The 18235-nt window shown below is 68.9% G+C and carries 15 protein-coding genes and 2 tRNA genes; 10 read left to right on the top strand and 7 right to left on the bottom strand.

Annotated features, from left to right (window positions below):
• A partial coding sequence (locus RJ05_RS05365) for an enoyl-CoA hydratase-related protein (RefSeq protein WP_036533771.1) occupies nucleotides 1-561 on the top strand: 561 nt, incomplete at its 5' end.
• 13 nt (nucleotides 562-574) lie between these two features.
• Here RJ05_RS05365 and RJ05_RS05370 read toward each other — a convergent pair.
• Both RJ05_RS05370 and RJ05_RS05375 read right to left on the bottom strand, forming a co-directional pair.
• Nucleotides 575-1636 carry an Hsp70 family protein gene (locus RJ05_RS05370; protein WP_036533773.1) on the bottom strand — a complete coding sequence of 354 codons (1062 nt, stop codon included), beginning with the start codon at nucleotides 1634-1636 and terminating at the stop codon, nucleotides 575-577.
• 168 nt (nucleotides 1637-1804) lie between these two features.
• Nucleotides 1805-2353 (bottom strand): MarR family winged helix-turn-helix transcriptional regulator, encoded by a 549-nt coding sequence (locus RJ05_RS05375; protein WP_228798643.1) that lies wholly within the window; start codon nucleotides 2351-2353, stop codon nucleotides 1805-1807.
• A gap of 118 nt (nucleotides 2354-2471) precedes the next feature.
• On the opposite strand from RJ05_RS05375, the gene RJ05_RS05380 reads away from it, so the two are divergent.
• Nucleotides 2472-2546, top strand: a tRNA-Cys gene (locus RJ05_RS05380).
• Between the two features lie 66 nt (nucleotides 2547-2612).
• Here the strand turns inward: RJ05_RS05380 and RJ05_RS05385 are convergent.
• The 5 genes from RJ05_RS05385 to RJ05_RS05405 form a co-directional block, all read right to left on the bottom strand.
• Nucleotides 2613-4034, bottom strand: coding sequence for a metallophosphoesterase (locus tag RJ05_RS05385; protein WP_036533778.1), 1422 nt, complete (start codon nucleotides 4032-4034; stop codon nucleotides 2613-2615).
• Between the two features lie 13 nt (nucleotides 4035-4047).
• Complete coding sequence (locus RJ05_RS05390; RefSeq protein ID WP_036533780.1) at nucleotides 4048-4701, bottom strand: Rv0361 family membrane protein; 654 nt, start codon at nucleotides 4699-4701, stop codon at nucleotides 4048-4050.
• Nucleotides 4702-4948: 247 nt separating this feature from the next.
• Nucleotides 4949-5021 (bottom strand) — tRNA-Arg (locus RJ05_RS05395).
• A gap of 85 nt (nucleotides 5022-5106) precedes the next feature.
• The gene (locus RJ05_RS05400; RefSeq protein ID WP_036533821.1) at nucleotides 5107-5790 is read right to left on the bottom strand and encodes a DUF305 domain-containing protein; all 684 of its coding nucleotides are present in this window, start codon (nucleotides 5788-5790) and stop codon (nucleotides 5107-5109) included.
• Between the two features lie 159 nt (nucleotides 5791-5949).
• Nucleotides 5950-6897, bottom strand: coding sequence for a thioredoxin-like domain-containing protein (locus RJ05_RS05405; RefSeq protein WP_036533782.1), 948 nt, complete (start codon nucleotides 6895-6897; stop codon nucleotides 5950-5952).
• Between the two features lie 115 nt (nucleotides 6898-7012).
• On the opposite strand from RJ05_RS05405, the gene argS reads away from it, so the two are divergent.
• The 8 genes from argS to prfA all read left to right on the top strand — a co-directional run bounded on the left by argS (nucleotide 7013) and on the right by prfA (nucleotide 18145).
• Entirely contained in the window at nucleotides 7013-8674 is a 1662-nt protein-coding gene (gene argS / locus RJ05_RS05410; protein ID WP_036533785.1) for an arginine--tRNA ligase, read from the top strand.
• A gap of 40 nt (nucleotides 8675-8714) precedes the next feature.
• Entirely contained in the window at nucleotides 8715-10130 is a 1416-nt protein-coding gene (gene lysA, locus RJ05_RS05415) for a diaminopimelate decarboxylase (RefSeq protein WP_036533787.1), read from the top strand.
• Between the two features lie 31 nt (nucleotides 10131-10161).
• Nucleotides 10162-11532, top strand: a complete 1371-nt coding sequence (locus RJ05_RS05420) for a homoserine dehydrogenase (protein ID WP_051016271.1) — start codon at nucleotides 10162-10164, stop codon at nucleotides 11530-11532.
• On the top strand, nucleotides 11529-12629 hold the full coding sequence (gene thrC, locus RJ05_RS05425; RefSeq protein ID WP_051016272.1) for a threonine synthase: 1101 nt from the start codon (nucleotides 11529-11531) through the stop codon (nucleotides 12627-12629). Before RJ05_RS05420 ends, thrC begins: the two co-directional genes overlap by 4 nt.
• A 25-nt stretch (nucleotides 12630-12654) precedes the next feature.
• The gene (gene thrB, locus RJ05_RS05430) at nucleotides 12655-13617 is read left to right on the top strand and encodes a homoserine kinase (protein ID WP_036533829.1); all 963 of its coding nucleotides are present in this window, start codon (nucleotides 12655-12657) and stop codon (nucleotides 13615-13617) included.
• Between the two features lie 315 nt (nucleotides 13618-13932).
• Entirely contained in the window at nucleotides 13933-15981 is a 2049-nt protein-coding gene (gene rho, locus RJ05_RS05435; RefSeq protein WP_036533789.1) for a transcription termination factor Rho, read from the top strand.
• A gap of 765 nt (nucleotides 15982-16746) precedes the next feature.
• Nucleotides 16747-16977, top strand: coding sequence for a 50S ribosomal protein L31 (rpmE, locus tag RJ05_RS05440; RefSeq protein WP_036533791.1), 231 nt, complete (start codon nucleotides 16747-16749; stop codon nucleotides 16975-16977).
• Between the two features lie 97 nt (nucleotides 16978-17074).
• Nucleotides 17075-18145 carry a peptide chain release factor 1 gene (gene prfA, locus RJ05_RS05445; RefSeq protein WP_014349401.1) on the top strand — a complete coding sequence of 357 codons (1071 nt, stop codon included), beginning with the start codon at nucleotides 17075-17077 and terminating at the stop codon, nucleotides 18143-18145.
• Nucleotides 18146-18235 lie beyond the last annotated feature (90 nt).

Here is an 18235-nt window from a genome sequence, read left to right on the forward strand (position 1 = left end):
CCCAAGTCGTACATGGACATGTTCATGAACGACTTCTTCGCCCGCTGGGACCGCCTGGCCGACTTCCGCAAGCCCACCATCGCCGCCGTCGCCGGATACGCGCTCGGCGGCGGCTGTGAGCTGGCGATGATCTGCGACATCCTGATCGCGGCCGACACGGCCAAGTTCGGTCAGCCCGAGATCAAGCTCGGTGTCATCCCTGGTATCGGCGGTTCGCAGCGGCTGACCCGCGCCATCGGCAAGGCCAAGGCCATGGACCTGGTGCTCACCGGACGCAATATGGACGTCGAGGAGGCCGAACGCGCCGGCCTGGTCTCCCGGATCGTGCCGGCCGCCGAGCTGCTCGACACCGCGCTCGAGGTGGCCGACACCATTGCCGCCATGTCGCTGCCGGTGGCCATGATCGCCAAGGAAGCGGTCAACCGCTCCTTCGAGACCACCCTGGCCGAGGGCCTGCGGTTCGAGCGCCGGGTGTTCCACTCGCTGTTCGCGATCGAGGACCAGAAGGAAGGCATGGCCGCCTTCGTGGAGAAGCGGCAGGCGAAGTTCACCAACCGCTGATCGGCGCTGTCGGTCAGCGTTCGGAGCCGGACGGGATTCCGGCGATCTCCATCGGCGTCGGCGCGGTGCCCCCCTCGGGGTGCCGCGCCGATTCGCCGTTGACGGTGAGCAGCCCCGCGATGGTGGCCCCGAGCCCGGCGGTCACCGCGAGCGCCGCGACGAGTTTGCGGCGCCCGACCGGACCGCCACCGGCCAGACTCGCCGACAGTCCGCGGTGACGCAGGCGCGGCATCTTGATCTCGGCGGCGCGCCGTTCGGCCGCCAGCAGCACCGCCCCGCGCGCCGAGACGTATTCGGGCTCGGGGTCGTACACGATAGGCATCCCGACCAGCCGCTCGAGCTCGGCCCGGATGGTCGGGTTGCGGGTACAACCGCCGAGTAGCACCATCGCGTCCGGGCGCACCCCGGTCTCCTCCGTGAGCTGACGGACGAACGAGGCCGAATGATGGATTCCGGCCGCGCACAGCTCGGCGAGATCACTGCGGGTGACCACCGCCCGTTCGTCGGTGCCGGGGTCCATCGCGGTGACCACCCGTTCACTGCTGAGTGCCTCGCGGTGTTTGCGGATGGTGGGTTTGTCGGTGAGCACGCCGCCGCGGGCCAGCTGCCAGCGCAGCAGGGCGTCGTAGCCGTCGCCGCCGAGCACCGTGCTGCGCCGCGAGGCCAGCACGGCGTCGGTGCGACAGTCGATATGGGTGATGGTGAGCCCGGAGCTGCCCAGGTCGTACAGGATGACGGTGCCGGTATCGGGCAGGGCGCCGGTGAAGCGCAGGTAGCGCAGCTGGGCCAGCGGCTCGTCCACGACGGTGAGTTCGTGACCGCCGGCGGCGGCCCGGATGCTGTCGGCATGCAATGAACAGCGGCAGGTCACCGCGATCCGGGTGATCAGCTCGTCGCGCCGCGCGGCGGCGACCCGCATCCTGCGGATCGCCTCGAACACGGCCTCTTCGATCCCCGCACCGGCCCGGCGTGGCACCTGGCATCGGTCGATGGGATCCAGATGGGGTTGGTCGGAGTGGGTGAGCACTGCGCGCGCACCACAGGCACCCGCCGACACCCCGAGGACCAGCACCATGGGGTCCATGGTGGACCACCGGCGCGGCCTTGCCAAGGCGAACGGGCGCGAAATTCGCTACTTGGATGCCGGAACGTTACCCAGCGGATGTCTCGGAGGAGTAATGGACGGTACGGTTTTCGTCGTTTGTGCTACTTGGGCGTTTCGCGCGGTTTGTCGTTGTGCGGTTCACGAATCGGTGGCGCTCCAGCGGGCCGGCTCCTCGCCGGTGTCGAAGTCGCCCGCGGTGTGCCGGAATTCCGCGAGGATCTGCAACAGCGTGCGTAGCCGGTCGGGTGCGAGTCCCGGCTGCGCGAAGACCTCCGCGTTGAGTCGTTCGGTGGCCTTGGCGACCACTTCCCTTCCCGCATCCGTGATTTCGATCAGGGTGGCGCGACGGTCGCTCGGATGCGGTACCCGCACCACCAATCCGGCTGCCTCCAGCCGGTCGACGGTATTGGTGACGCTGGTCGGATGAACCTGCAACCTGGCACTGGCCTTGGCCATCGGCAGTGCCCCGGTCTTGCTGAAACTCAGCAGCATGAGCAGTTCGTATCGGGAGAAGGTCAGCCCGGTGGGCTTCAAGGCCTCGTCCACCCGCGACATCACGATCTGCTGGGCCCTGACCAGCGACGTCACCGCCGCCATTCCGTCGGCCACCGAGCCCCAGCCGTGGCCGACCCATTGCCGGTGGGCCTCCTGGATCGGGTCGAGCGGTAGCGGACGTGACCTGGACATGATCCCGATCATTCCATGTGCCCAGCGCGGGGCCGTCGCGCCGCGAGGCGCGCCTTGCGATCACGGTGATCGCAACCCTGGGCGCGCGGCGGCGGACCCGGCAGTATTCAGAGACGAGGCGGGCGTGGCTGAGTGGTTCAGGCAACGGTCTGCAAAGCCGTTCACGCGGGTTCGATTCCCGCCGCTCGCTCCAGTCTCGGGTGCGCCGCCGCGGTGCCTCGCCCGGTTCCGTCACTGCCGGGCGAGGTACCGGGTGGTCTCAGTACAGGCCCGAGAAATCCCGTGGCACAACATGATTGCGGTCGGCGAACGTGCCGAGGGTGTAGTCGGGGAACAGGCCGAAGTACTCGCCGCGGGTCAGTGTGCTCCAGCGGCGCGCGTGCTCGGAGCGGGTCTTGTAGAAGTTCAGCATGTACCCGCCCTCGTAGATCCGCAGCAGGCTGTAGCCGCCGGGATACTCCTTCACCGCCGCTACCTCGAGGAACTCGACCGCGCAGGCCGCGTTGGGACGGGTGCGCCGATTGCGATGGGTATGGCCGCTGTGGTGCAGGAACACCCCGGGCGCGCGCTCGTACATCGCTTGCAGTTGTGCGCTGTCGCGACGGTTGAGCACGAAACCGGGGCCCGCGGTGTTGGTCAGGCCCGATTCGATGGTGACCGGATGATGGCCGAAGACCAGGGTGGGACGCTCGGGCTCCGCGTGCAGGAGCTCGCGGATCCGCTCGAGCTGCGGCGCTTCGATCGTGCCGCCGGAGCCGTCGAGCTCACTGGTGTCGAGGCCGATCAGCCGCAGCCCGCCCAGATCATGCTCCACCGGCTGCTGGCGTGGTCCGAATGCGTCTGCCCAGCAATCGAAATGGGAGTCGTTTCCGGGCACCGCGGGGCAGTCGCGGTAGTCGGCACCGGTGTGCGGGCGGTCGTGGTTGCCGCGTACGGCCAGGTAGTCGGTGCCTGCTGTGCCCCAGGCGTCGAGCTGGGCGCGCACCCCACGGGTCTCGGCTGGGGTGGCCTCGCTGGTGAGATCTCCGGCCAGGAGCACGATCGCGGCATCGCGATCCGGGCGGCGCAGATCGTCGAGCAAAGCCGCGAGCATCACTTCCGGGTACGGCGGCAATCCGGGTTCCTGGCGGAAGCCGGGCGGCAGATTCCCGATGACGAGTCCGCTGACCTCCTCGCCGAAATGCACGTCGTTGGCCAGCGCCACCGTGCGCAGCAGCCGGCCGGGCGGCGGGACCAGCGTGGTGAACTCGCCCAGCAGTTCGGGGCTACCGGGCAGGTGCGTGGTGAGCGAGACCGCAGGCGCCGCCCGCACCCCTTGTGACCAGGCTTCGAAACGGTAGCGCCGCCCCGGCTCCAGCCCTTCGAGCTGCGCGTAGTGAAACGGTGTTCGCGTATCCGAGGCCCAGACCTGGACCGGTGCACGTGGGCTGTCGGCGGGAATCAGCCGCACTTCACCGTCGGTCGGCACCGGCAGCAGTCGCCCACCGGCATCCAATGCGCGCGTTGTCCAGGTGAGCACGGCCGACCGGTCGGTGACGGTGACGAGCTCCAGATCGCCCGCGACAATCGGATTCGACTGGGCCAGAACCGGACCCGGCCGCACCGCGCCCAGAGCGGGTAACAGTGCGGCCAGGCCGATGGCGCCGAGGAAACTTCGGCGCGAGGGTCCGCAGCAGCTCACCGGCGCCAGCGGATCAGTTGTTGTCGTCGGAGTCCGAGCAGATCTTCCACTTGCCGTCTTCCTTGGCAAGCGTCTCGTCCGAGGTGTTCTCCGGCTCGGTGCTGTCTTCACCCGGCATGGAAATGCTGAACGTGCCGGTGACCTTCGCGGTGGCCTTGTCGCCGGTGATGACGACGTTGTCGACCTTGTCGATATCGATCGAGAAGGACGCCTTGTCCATCATGTCCTTCTCGCTCTGCGAGGCCTTGTCGAACTCGGCCCGGTCGGCCGCGCACGACAGCTCGGCCGCGGCGATGATGCCTTCGTTCTCCATGGTGTCGTAGAACTCGCGGATCGAATTCTCGATCTGCTTCTCATCCGAGGCCAGCGGCGTCTTGCCCTGCATAGTGAGCACGATGCCGGTGGTGATACCGCCGACCACCACCAGTGCCAGCACCACGAGGCCGACGATCAGGCCGGTCTTCTTCTTCGGCGGCTGCTGCGGCGGGTACCCGCCGGGCTGCTGGAACCCGCCCTGGGGCGGATACTGGCCCGGCTGCGGCCCGTACTGCGGCTGCTGTCCATACGGCGGCGGCTGCTGCCCGTACGGCTGCTGACCGTAGGGCGGCTGCTGGCCGTACGGCGGCTGCTGCCCATGCGGCGGCTGTCCTGCTGGTGGGTAAGTCATGTGGGTTCGTCCTCCGTATCCCCCGGGTGTCTCGTGGAACAGTACGACACCTGGTACCCGCTGTCCGTGTCCGGCTCGATGAGCCTAGGGACGGATCGGTGGCGGCCCCGCCAGCTCTGGGAAACGCCGACCTCCCCTGCACGCAAGGGTATTCGCGGCCTCCGACAAATGCGATGCCGCCCCCGAATACGACAACGAGTAAGGCCCCCGACCTGCGGTGTGCTGGTCGGGGGCCTTACTCGCTCAGTGCCCTCGGCAGGAATCGAACCTGCGGCCTTCTGCTCCGGAGGCAGACGCTCTATCCCCTGAGCTACGAGGGCGGGGATCGGGCCGGTCGGGGCGGGTAGGCCGTCCGATCGGGCGGGCAAAGCGTATCGCATCCGTCCGCCGTGTGCCAAAAACGGTTCAGTTCAGTGGCAGGGGAGCGGCACCTCGGGCGGTGAGCATGCCGGTCATGAGCTGGGACTCGCCCTGCTGGGTCTGGTCCATATTGCTCGCGAGGGTCCGCACGGCCGCGGTTTCGGCGTAGGTGGCGGCGTACTGGATCATCGGCAGCCCGCCCTGGTGGTGGCGCAGCATCAGTTGCAGGAACAGCACATCCAGCTCGGTGCCTTCGGCCCGGCGCAGCGCCGACAGCTCCTCGGGGCTCGCCATCCCCGGCATCTCGCGCACCGGTCCCTCGGTGGCGTGCGCCGAGACCGCCCCGCTGTGGTCGTGGCCGTCGCCGTGCTCGGTCATCCAGCCCATGTAGCCGTCGACCGCACGGGCGGGCTCGTCCCACAGCTGCAACCAGCCCTGCATCCGCCCGACCTGGCTCTGCTGGGTGGTGAGGATGTCGTAGGCCAGCCGGCGCACGTCCTGATCGGCGGACCGGATCAGCGCTACCCCGGCCATTTCGACCGCCTGCGCGTGATGAGCCGACATGTCCTGGCTGAATCCGATGTCCACGGCGCTGGGTGTCGGCCCGGAATCCCGGTCCAGCGGCTGCCGGGCCAGCACCCCGATGGCGAAGCCGAGCACCATCGCCCCGATGACGCCGATCACCAGCAGGGCGGTGCGTTGCCTGCGTACCTGCCCGGAGAAGCTCATGTCGGCATCGGCCGGTTCGTCGCCGGTCTCCGGATCGGCGCCGGGGGCGACGTCCGATCGGCCGATGGCAGCGGTTGCGGCCACCCGTTGGGCCGCCGAGCCGGAGGAAGACTCGGGGCCGGGCTCCTCGGACACCTTCGGCAGGTCCGTCGATCCCATCTACTGACCCGCGCCCGGCTGCGCGCCCTGCGGAGCGGGCGGAACCGGCGCGCCACCCGGCACCGGCGCACCGCCCGGCGCACCGGGCAGGCCGCCCGGCAGACCGGGGATGCCGGGAACGCCGGGGACACCGGGAACCCCACCCGGCATGCCGCCGAGTTCGGTCGGATCGGGCGTGATGCCGCCACCGTCCATCGGCACCGCGTCGGGGCCGGGGGGAGTGGGGTCGAACGGCGGCGGGTTCTCGGTGTCGAAGACGATCGTCGAGCAGTCCGCGCCGATCTCGGGGTAGGCGTAGGAGTTCAGCCGCAGCGCGGTGATGAACTGGCCGACGCGCTTGTCGTCGGCGCTGTCGAGCTTGAGCTGATGTCCCCACGATTGCAGCGCGACGGCCGAGTCCTGGCCGGGGTAGGGCGACATCATGGTGTACTGCTCGCCCTTGACCTTGCTCGCCAGCGTCTCGATGCCCGCGGCGTCGACCTTGTCCGGGTTGTAGGTGATCCACACCGCGCCGTGTTCGAGCGAGTGCACCGCGTTCTCCACCCGGATCGGCTTGTCGTAGACGATGCCGGTGCAGGTGGCCCAGGAGCTGTCGTGGGGCCCGCCGAAGGGCGGGCTCTGGTCGTAGGCCACCCGCTGGTTCGGCTGGATGTGCAGACCGGCCGGGTATTCCTTCTTCACCACGCCGTCGATGGCGAGCGACGGGTCCTGGTTGTCCTCGCTCGGGGTGAACTTCTCCAGTTCCGCCGCCTCCTGGTACTTCGGTACCAGGTTGTAGGCCAGGGCGCCGATCAACGCGATGATCACGGCGGCTGCTCCGATGGCCAGCCAGGGAATCTGGCGCTGACGTGTCGCTTTACCCTTGCCGCTGCCCTTTTTCCGGCCGGGTGCCGCCTTTCCCGCGGCCTTCACGGCCTTGGCCGACGTGGCGCTGGTCTTGCTCGGCATCGCTGATCGTGCTCTTTCGACGTGGTGGACGGTCGTGTGCGCGGTGCCCGCGTGAGGACGAACACCTGGTGCCCACTCGTGGTGCACACCTGCCCAGACCATAGGATAGAGACTCGTGACTCCAGCTGACCTTGCAGATCTCCTTCACGCGACCGCGGCGAAGGTGCTTGTCGAACGTGGACTGGACCCGGCGGTCCTGCCCGACGAGGTCACCGTGGAGCGTCCCCGTAATCCGGAACACGGCGACTATGCCACGAATCTGGCCATGCGTGTCGCCAAGAAGGCCGGAACCAATCCGCGCGACCTGGCCACCTGGCTGGCCGAAGCGCTCGACGCCACCGACGCCGTCGCCGCGGCCGAGGTCGCGGGCCCCGGATTCCTGAACATCCGTCTCGCCGCCTCGGCGCAGGGCGCGATCCTCGAGCAGGTCCGCAAGGCGGGCGCGGCCTACGGCACCGCCGACACCCTCGCGGGCACCAAGATCAACCTCGAGTTCGTCTCGGCCAACCCCACCGGTCCGGTACATCTGGGTGGCACCCGCTGGGCCGCCGTCGGTGACGCGCTCGGCCGCATCCTGGCCGCTCAGGGCGCCGAGGTGGTGCGCGAGTACTACTTCAACGATCACGGCGCGCAGATCGATCGCTTCGCCGAATCGCTGGTCGCGGCCGCTACCGGCGCCCCGACCCCGGAGAAGGGGTACGCGGGCGCCTATATCAAGGAGATCGCGGACAAGATCGTCGCCGAGCACCCCGGTGTGCTCGAGATCGAGCCCGAACTGCGGCTGGAACGGTTCCGCGCCGAGGGTGTGGAGCTGATGTTCGCCCACATCAAGAAGACGCTGCACGATTTCGGCACCGACTTCGATGTGTACTTCAACGAAAGCTCGCTGTTCGCCTCCGGCGCGGTGGAGGAGGCGGTGAACACCCTCAAGAACTCCGGCGACCTCTACGAAAAGGACGGCGCCTGGTGGATCGCCAGCTCCGAATACGGCGACGACCAGGACCGCGTGGTGATCAAGAGCGACGGCAACGCCGCCTACATCGCCGGTGACATCGCCTACTTCCAGAACAAGCGTGCCCGCGGCTTCGACCTGTGCATCTACATGCTCGGCGCCGACCATCACGGCTACATCGGCCGGTTGAAGGCCGCCGCGGCCGCGTTCGGCGACGATCCGGCCACAGTCGAGGTGCTCATCGGCCAGATGGTCAACCTGCTGCGCGACGGCGTCGCGGTGCGGATGAGCAAGCGCGCCGGCACCGTCGTCACCCTCGACGACCTGGTCGAGGCCATCGGCGTGGACGCGGCGCGTTACTCGCTGGTGCGCAGCTCGGTGAATTCCAGCCTGGACATCGACCTGGATCTGTGGACCAAACAGGACAGCGTCAACCCGGTCTACTACGTGCAGTACGCGCACGCCCGCGCCGCCTCGATCGGCCGCAATGCCGCCGAATTCCCCGAGTACGGCACCGTCGAGCCCGATTTCTCGCTGCTCACCGCCGAGGAGGAGGGTGCGCTCATCCGCACCATCGGCGAGTTCCCCCGGGTCGTCGCCGCCGCCGCGAGCCTGCGCGAGCCGCACCGGGTCGCCCGCTACCTCGAGGAACTGGCCGGGGCCTACCACCCCTTCCAGACCAACAAATCCCTGCGCGTGCTGCCGCTGGGCGACGAGCCCGTCTCGCCGACCAACGTCGCCCGCCTCGCGCTGGTGAACGCCACCAAGCAGGTGCTGGCCAACGGCCTCGCGCTGCTCGGCGTCTCCGCACCGGAGCGCATGTGAACACCCTGTACCAGGCCGCACCGGCAACGGAGGAGAACAAGTGAGCGCCCATCCTGCCGGACCCCGGCACGCCGAAATCCCGCACGCCCCGAATCTGCCGCAGCGCCCGTCCGATCCGAAACAGCTCATCGAACTGCCCGCGCACGTGTGGCCGCGCAACGCCACCCGTGGCGAGGACGGTGTGGTCCGGCTGGCAGGCATCCCGGTTACCGAACTGGCCGCCGAATTCGGCACGCCGCTGTTCGTCATCGACGAGGACGATTTCCGTTCCCGCTGCCGTGACATGGTGCGCGCGTTCGGCCCGAACGCCAAGGTGCACTACGCCTCCAAGGCGTTCCTGTGCGGTGAGGTCGCGCGCTGGATCCGCGACGAGGGCCTGTCGCTGGACGTGTGTTCCGGCGGCGAGCTCGCGGTCGCGCTCAACGGCGGCTTCCCGGCCGAGCGAATCGCCTTGCACGGCAACAACAAATCCGTCGCCGAGTTGGAGGCCGCGGTCGCGGCCGGGGTCGGGCACGTGGTGGTCGACTCGCTGATCGAGATCGAACGGCTCGAGGCGGTGGCCGGCCGCGCCGGTGTCGTGCAGGACGTGCTGGTGCGCGTCACCGTCGGCGTGGAAGCCCATACCCACGAATACATTTCGACCGCGCATGAGGACCAGAAGTTCGGCTTCTCCATCGCCGGCGGCGACGCCATGCAGGCGCTGGCCCGGGTCTTCGAAGCCGACAATCTGCGCCTGGTCGGCCTGCACAGCCATATCGGTTCGCAGATCTTCGAGATCGACGGTTTCGAGATCGCCGCGCGCCGCATGCTCGGCCTGTTGCGTGATGCGATCGACAAGTTCGGCGTCGAGCGCACGGCGCAGATCGCGATTCTGGATCTCGGTGGCGGACTGGGGATTTCCTACCTCGAGTCCGACGATCCGCCGCCGCTGGACGAGTTCGCCGCCAACCTGCGCAGACTCGTCGCCCAGGAGGCCGAACGGGCCGGGCTGCCCGAGCCGGTCATCGCGGTGGAGCCCGGGCGGGCGATCGCCGGTCCCGGCACGGTCACCCTCTACGAGGTCGGCACCGTCAAGGACGTCTCGCTCGACGGTGGTCTGCGCCGCCGCTACGTCAGCGTGGACGGCGGGATGAGCGACAACATCCGCCCCGCGCTGTATCAGGCCGACTACGACTGCCGCCTGGTCTCGCGTGCCTCCGATGCCGCGCCCGTTGTCGCTCGTGTCGTCGGAAAGCATTGCGAGAGTGGGGATATCGTCATCAGGGACACCTGGATGCAGGCCGACGCCGGCCCGGGTGATCTGGTCGCGGTGGCCGCGACCGGCGCGTACTGCTACTCGATGTCGAGCCGGTACAACATGCTGACCCGGCCCGCCGTGGTCGCCGTCCGCGACGGACAGGCGCGACTGCTGCTGCGCCGCGAGACCGTCGCGGACCTGATCGGACTCGAGGTCTGATGTACGACGTGATGAGCGAGGTGGAACCAACATGACCGAGGCGAATGCGGCTGTGCCCGCGAAGAACGGCACCTGGGGAAATGAGCGGCCGATCGGGGTGGCGGTGCTCGGCATGGGCAACGTCGGCACCGAGGTCGTGCGCATTCTCCGGGACCACGCCGATGATCTGCGATCGCGGGTCGGTGCTCCGGTCGTGCTGCGCGGTATCGCCGTGCGCAACCTGGAGCGCGATCGTGGGGTTCCGGCCGAACTGCTGACCACCGACGCCGAAGCGCTCGTCGCGCGTCCCGATGTCGATCTGGTAGTCGAGGTCATGGGTGGCATCGATCCGGCCCGCGGCCTGATCCTTGCCGCCCTGAACGCAGGCAAGTCGGTGATCTCCGCGAACAAGGCGCTGCTGGCCGATTACACCGGCGAACTCGCCGCCGCCGCCGAACGCAGCCGGGCCGACCTCTACTTCGAGGCCGCCGTCGCCGGCGCCATCCCGGTGGTGCGCCCGCTGATCCAGTCGCTGTCCGGTGACCGGGTGAACAAGGTGGTCGGCATCGTCAACGGCACCACCAACTTCATCCTCTCCGCGATGGACGAGACCGGCGCCGATTACCACGACACCCTCGCCGAGGCGACCCGCCTCGGTTACGCCGAGGCCGACCCGACCGCCGACGTCGAGGGCTTCGACGCCGCCGCCAAGGCCGCGATCCTGGCCTCGCTGGCCTTCCACACCCGGGTCACGGCCGCCGACGTCTACCGCGAGGGCATCTCGAAGATCACCTCCGAGGACCTGGAGACCGCCTCCGCGGTCGGCTGCACGGTGAAGCTGCTCGCCATCTGCGAGCGCGTCCCGGCCGGCCCCGGCGAACCGGGGCCGGATGAGGGCGGCAAGGAGCGGGTCTCGGTGCGCGTCTACCCGGCGCTCATTCCGCGCGAACACCCGCTGGCCGCCGTCAACGGCGCCTTCAACGCCGTCGTCGTCGAGGCCGAGAACGCCGGCCGCCTGATGTTCTACGGCCAGGGCGCCGGTGGCGCTCCCACCGCCTCGGCCGTGCTCGGCGATCTGGTGATGGCCGCGCGCAACAAGTTCTACGGTGGCCGCGCGCCCGGTGAATCGGTCTATGCTGAGCTGCCGATCGCGCCGATCGGTGATACCCCCACCCGCTACCACGTGAACTTGCAGGTCGCCGACCGCGCCGGCGTGCTGCAGGCGGTCGCGGGTGAGTTCGCCGATCACGGGGTGAGCATCTCGACCGTGCGCCAGGAAGGCCATGGCGCGGGGGCGCGCCTGGTCGTCGTCACCCACCATGCGACGGAGTCGGCGCTCGCGGATACTGTGTCCGCGCTGGCGGAGTTGCCGTCCGTCACCTCTGTGACCAGCGTTTTGAGATTGGAAGGCACCGAAGAATGACACCAACAGGTGCGGGAGTGGCCCACCAGACCGGAGTGCACTCCCGGTGGCCGGGTCTGATCACGGCCTACCGCGAGCGGCTCGCGGTCGGTGCCGACTGGGAGCCGGTCACCCTGTTCGAGGGCGGTACTCCGCTGGTGCCGGCGACGCATCTGTCCGAGCTGACCGGTTGCGAGGTCTACCTCAAGGTCGAGGGCCTGAACCCGACCGGTTCGTTCAAGGACCGTGGCATGACCATGGCCATCACCGACGCCAAGTACCGCGGTCAGAAGGCCGTGCTGTGTGCCTCGACGGGCAACACCTCGGCATCGGCGGCGGCCTACGCCACCCGGGCGGGCATGAGCTGTGCGGTGCTGATCCCCGAGGGCAAGATCGCGATGGGCAAGCTGGCCCAGGCCGTCATGCTCGGCGCGAAGGTCATCCAGGTGCAGGGAAACTTCGACGACTGCCTCGAGCTGGCCCGCAAGGTGACCTCGGAGTTCCCCGAGGTCGGGCTGGTCAACTCGGTGAACCCGGCGCGCATCGAAGGCCAGAAGACCGCCTCGTTCGAGATCTGCGACGTGCTGGGCAAAGCGCCGGATGTGCACGTGCTCCCGGTCGGCAACGCCGGCAACATCACCGCGTACTGGCGCGGATACCGCGAGTACCAGGCCGACGGCGTCACCAGCTCGCTGCCGCGCATGCTCGGCGTGCAGGCCGCCGGTGCGGCCCCGCTGGTCAACGGTGCTCCGGTGAAGGATCCCGAAACCATCGCCACCGCTATCCGGATCGGTGCCCCGGCGTCGTGGAACAGCGCGGTCGAGGCCAAGGAACAGTCCGGTGGTGCCTTCCGTGCGGCCACCGACGAGGAGATCCTCGAGGCCTACCGGCTGGTCGCCGCGACCGAGGGCGTGTTCGTCGAGCCCGCGTCCGCGGCGAGCGTGGCGGGGCTGCTGGCGGCGCGCAAGGAGGGCTGGCTCGACTCCGGGCTGACCGTGGTGTGCACCGTGACCGGCAACGGTCTCAAGGACCCGGATACCGCACTGCTGGGAATGCCGCAGGTCCAGGCGATTCCGGTCGACCCGGTCGCGGTCGCCGCCGAACTCGAGCTGGCCTGAGTTGTCCGCGCGCGAGAGCCAGGTGATGACCAGGACGCTGCCCGCCGGATTGTCGGTGACCGCGCGGGTACCCGCGTCCAGTGCCAACCTCGGTCCCGGATTCGATTCGCTCGGTATGGCATTGGGCATCTACGACGAGATCGAGGTCCGCACCACGAGCACCGGCCTCACCATCCGGGTGGAGGGCGAGGGCGCCGACGACGTGCCTTGGGGCCCTTCGCATCTGGTGGTCCGTGCGATCGAACGTGGTCTGGAATCGGCGGGCGTGTGGGCCGACGGCCTCGATGTGGTGTGCCGCAACGTGATTCCGCATTCGCGCGGTCTCGGCTCATCGGCCTCGGCGGTCGTCGGGGGCCTGGCCGCGGGCTGTGGGCTCGCCGCGAAGTTCGATCCCGCGCTGACCGTCGACACCGACCGGCTGGTCCAGCTGGCCTCGGAATTCGAAGGTCATCCCGACAACGCCGCGGCCAGTGTGCTCGGCGGCATCGTGGTGTCCTGGTCGGAAACCGATCGTCCCGCCGACGCCGGCCTGGACGGAGCCACGGTTGAGCACCACAACCGCGCCTACCGTGCGGTCCGGTTGACCCCGCATCCCGCGCTGCGGCCGGTGGTGCTGATCCCGGAGGATCGCTCCTCGACCGCGCACACCCGCGGCCTGCTGCCCGAGGTGGTCCCGCACGGTGACGCCGCGTTCAACGTCAGCCGGGCCGCGCTGGCCGTGGTGGCGCTGACCGAGCGCCCGGATCTGCTCATGCCCGCTACCGCCGACCGCCTGCACCAGGCCCAGCGTGCGCCGGCGCTACCGCTGACCACCACCTGGATCGCGCGGTTGCGGGCCGCGGGAATCGCCGCGACCGTCTCCGGTGCCGGCCCGACGATCCTGGCGCTGACCACCGCGGATTTCCCCGCCGAGCTGCGCGAACAGGCCGTGGCCGACGGTCTGCGGGTGGTCGAGCCCGGACTCGCCGAGGGCGTCGGCGTGCACTGACGGCGAGTCCACCTTGCCGAGCCTCACAGTTGCCAGCTATCCTGGGCAAGTCCGTACATCGTGCGCGTCAGACGCCGGTGCTTCATCAGGGCAATCGCTCCAGCAGGCTCCAGGCTCGAGCCTCCAGGCCATGGGGGTGTTGCGGAGCTGCGCAACTGGAATGATCTCTCCCACCTTTTTCATGATCGGTGGCGAAGCCTCCGACTCCGACGGAGCAGGCGATACGGCTACACATCCGAGCCCGGCACAGCGACCGGACTGCGGAACGAACCCTCGACACAGCACACGGCCCATCGAGGGAAGGAAAGGATCTCCGTGACAGATACGGACCTGCTCGCGACACCCGGGGTGGATTCCAACCCGCAGGCCTCGGGAGACCGCGATAGTGACTCCGGACAGATTTCGAAGATGAGCGAACACACCGACGTCGCACGATCGGGGCTGACTGGAATGTTGTTGCCGCAGTTGCGCGCACTCGCGGGGGAGCTCGGTATCCGAGGGACCTCCGGTATGCGCAAGGGCGATCTCATCGCCGCCATCAAGGAAAATCAGGCCGGTAAGGCGGCGGCAGCGGACAAGCCCGCGCGCGCTTCGGCCAAGTCCGCCACCAAGACCGAGGCGAAGAACGCGGCTGCGGCCCGCGCCGAGCAGCCGACGCTCGACGTCGCGCCCGCGAAGGAACCCGCCGCGCAGAACACCGCGCCCGCTCAGGACGCGCAGCCCGCCACGGCCACCAAGGCTCCGGCCGGTGACGCCGCCAAGGACGCGCGCGCCAAAGAGCAGACTTCCACGAAGAATTCCGCCGACAACGCCGCCGAGGGCGCAGCGCCCGCCGCCGAGAACTCCGACGAGTCCGGTCGTGAGCAGGGCCAGCGTGGCCGTGGCAGGCAGCGTCGCGGCCGCGACCAGGCGCGCGGTAACGCCGATCAGGCTCGCGGCAACGCCGGCGGTGACACCGCCACCGAAACCCGCACCGACGAGGCCAAGCCCGAGGGCGACGGCGGCGAACGTCGTCGCGACCGTGGCCAGCAGCAGGGCCAGTCCGGTGACCGAGGTCAGAACGCCGGTGGACGCGACGGCGGCCGCGGCGACAGCCGTGGCGGCGACGACGAGGAAGGCGGCCGCGGCAGGCGTGGACGCCGATTCCGCGAGCGCAGGCGCAGCCGCGACCGTGAAGGTGGTGGCGGCGAGGCCCGCGAGCTCGAGATCCGCGAGGACGACGTCCTGCAGCCGGTCGCGGGCATCCTCGACGTGCTCGACAACTACGCGTTCGTGCGCACCTCCGGCTACCTGGCCGGCCCCAACGACGTGTACGTCTCGATGAACCTGGTCCGCAAGAACGGGTTGCGCCGCGGTGACGCGATCACCGGTGCGGTGCGCGCCCCGCGCGACGGTGAGCAGTCGAATCAGCGGCAGAAGTTCGATCCGCTGGTCCGTTTGGACACCGTCAACGGCGGTGATGTCGAGGCGGCCAAGCGCAGGCCCGATTTCAACAAGCTCACCCCGCTCTACCCGAACCAGCGTCTGCGCCTGGAGACCCAGCCCAACAAGCTGACCACCCGGGTGATCGACCTGATCATGCCGATCGGTAAGGGCCAGCGCGCGCTGATCGTGTCCCCGCCCAAGGCCGGTAAGACCACGATCATGCAGGACATCGCCAACGCGATCGCGGTCAACAACCCCGAGTGCTACCTGATGGTGGTGCTGGTCGACGAGCGGCCCGAAGAGGTCACCGACATGCAGCGCTCGGTCAAGGGTGAGGTCATCGCCTCCACCTTCGACCGTCCGCCGGCCGACCACACCTCGGTCGCCGAGCTCGCGATCGAGCGGGCCAAGCGTCTGGTGGAGATGGGCAAGGACGTCGTCGTGCTGCTCGACTCGATCACCCGATTGGGTCGCGCCTACAACAACTCCTCGCCTGCCTCGGGCCGAATCCTTTCCGGTGGTGTGGATTCCACCGCGCTGTACCCGCCCAAGCGGTTCCTCGGCGCGGCCCGCAACATCGAGAACGGCGGCTCGCTGACGATCATCGCCACCGCCATGGTGGAGACCGGCTCGACCGGCGACACGGTGATCTTCGAGGAGTTCAAGGGCACCGGTAACGCCGAACTCAAGCTGGACCGCAAGATCGCCGAGCGGCGGGTGTTCCCCGCGGTCGATGTCGCGCCGTCCGGTACCCGCAAGGACGAACTACTGCTGAGCCCAGACGAGGCCGCGGTGCTGCACAAGCTGCGGCGCGTACTGTCCGGTCTGGATTCGCATCAGGCGATCGACCTGCTCATCGACCGTCTGAAGAAGAGCAAGAACAACCTGGAGTTCCTCATGCAGGTCTCCAAGACCGCACCGGGCGCGCTCGACGAGTGACGCACCGGACCGCCGCACGGCGGTGAGCACGGCCTCGAGGGCTCCACTTCGGTGGAGCCCTCGAGCCGTTTCCGGGGCCGCGCGCGAGCTACGCGGCCCTCGGATCGGGGCGGGGGAGAAGAACACGGCGCCGATGGCGGCGGCCCCCGCGATCAGAAAGGCCAGAATCAGCGCGGCGCCGTCGAAGGTGGTGCGCCGCGAGGCCGCCGTCAGGGCGGTGTCGGATGCCGATACGTGCTGTCGTTGCTGGTCCACCGGGTAGGCCGGGGCCGGGTTTTCCGTTGCGAAACCCGATGCCGAGGGCAGATCCGGGCCCGCCGACGACGGGGAGTCCGTGCTACCCGGCGCGGCGAACCATCCCGCCGCGACAGCCACGACCAGTGCGACCAGCACCGCGAAGGCCACACGGTTGTTCATCCGGCTGTTCACAGGATCTCCTTTCCATGTCTCGGCACGCCGACGTGCATCGGATTCCAACACTATGAACGGAGCTGTTCGTACTCTTGAGTAGCCGACTACCCGACTTCAGGGTTCCTCGAGTGCGGCCGGGGCGCGTCCCCCCAGTTCCTGGGGCGATAGCGAAAGGGGATTACTCGCCGGGGAACAACGAGGCCCGCGGGGGCGTTCGATAGACGTGTCGGTGAATCTGGCATACTGGATCGCCGTGCGTCCGCGCTGCTCGCGGACAATCCCGCCTAGTCGGCTCCGGTTCACGTTCGATGCCATCCGCGCGAGCGACCCGGCGCCATTTTCGAGAGGACACCCATGAAGGCAGGAATCCACCCGACCTACGTCGACACCACCGTCGTCTGCGGTTGCGGCAATACGTTCCAGACCCGTTCCACCAAGGAATCCGGTCACATCACCGTCGAGGTCTGCTCGCAGTGCCACCCGTTCTACACCGGCAAGCAGAAGATCCTGGACACCGGCGGCCGCGTGGCCCGCTTCGAGGCCCGCTACGGCAAGCGCGCCGAGAAGAAGGCCGACGCCAAGTAGCTTCCTCGCCGACGCCCGGTCCTGCCACGCAGGCCCGGGCGTCGGTGTTTTCTCGGCCCGACCACCGATATCGAACACGCACGAGAGGAAGCCGACCGTGACCCAGCCGTCCGCGATCGACGACATCCTGGCCGAGTACGCGGGCTTGGAGACCCAGCTCGCCGATCCGGCGCTGCACAACGACGCAGGCGCGGCCCGCCGCGTCGGTAAGCGGTTCGCCGAACTCGCGCCCGTCATGTCCACCTACCGCAAGCTGAGCGCGGCCCGCGACGATCTGGCCGCCGCCCGCGAGCTCGCCGCCGACGACGCGGCCTTCGCCGCCGAGGTACCCGAGCTGGAACAGCAGGTCAGCGAGCTGGAGCAGGCCCTGACCGACCTGCTGGCCCCGCGCGACCCGCACGACGGCGACGACGTGGTGCTCGAGGTGAAGTCCGGTGAGGGTGGCGAGGAGTCCGCGCTGTTCGCCGCCGACCTGGCCCGGATGTACGTGCGCTACGCCGAACGCCACGGCTGGAAGGTCGAGATACTCGACGCCACCTACTCCGACCTGGGCGGGTACAAGGAAGCGACGCTGTCGATCAAGAGCCGCGACGCCGCCCGCGACGGCGTCTGGTCGCGGTTCAAGTTCGAGGGCGGGGTGCACCGGGTGCAGCGGGTACCGGTCACCGAATCGCAGGGCCGGGTGCACACCTCCGCGGCCGGTGTGCTCATCTACCCCGAGCCCGACGAAGTCGAGCAGGTCCAGATCGATGAGACCGATCTGCGCATCGACGTCTACCGCTCCTCGGGTAAGGGCGGTCAGGGCGTCAACACCACCGACTCCGCCGTCCGCATCACCCACCTGCCCTCCGGCATCGTGGTGACCTGCCAGAACGAGCGCTCCCAGTTGCAGAACAAGGCCCGAGCCATGCAGGTGCTCGCCGCGCGGCTGCAAGCGCTGGCCGAGGAGCAGGCCGAACAGGAAGCCGCGGCCGGCCGGGCCAGCCAGATCCGCACCGTGGACCGTTCCGAACGCATCCGCACCTACAACTTCCCGGAGAACCGCATCGCCGACCACCGCATCGGCTTCAAGGCGCACAACCTCGACGCGGTGCTCGACGGCGATATGGATGCCCTGCTGGACGCACTCGGCAAGGCCGACCGCGAAGCCCGCATGGCCGCCGAGTGATGTGCGGGTGTCGCGCCCGGCATGACCGGGCCGGCGCCGTGCCGGAGGCAGCGCGCGTGACCACGGAAGTGGCCCGGTCGTACCGAAGGG

Origin of the sequence: Nocardia cyriacigeorgica NBRC 100375 (assembly GCF_000308555.1) — a bacterium.
Taxonomy (GTDB): Bacteria; Actinomycetota; Actinomycetes; order Mycobacteriales; family Mycobacteriaceae; genus Nocardia; species Nocardia cyriacigeorgica.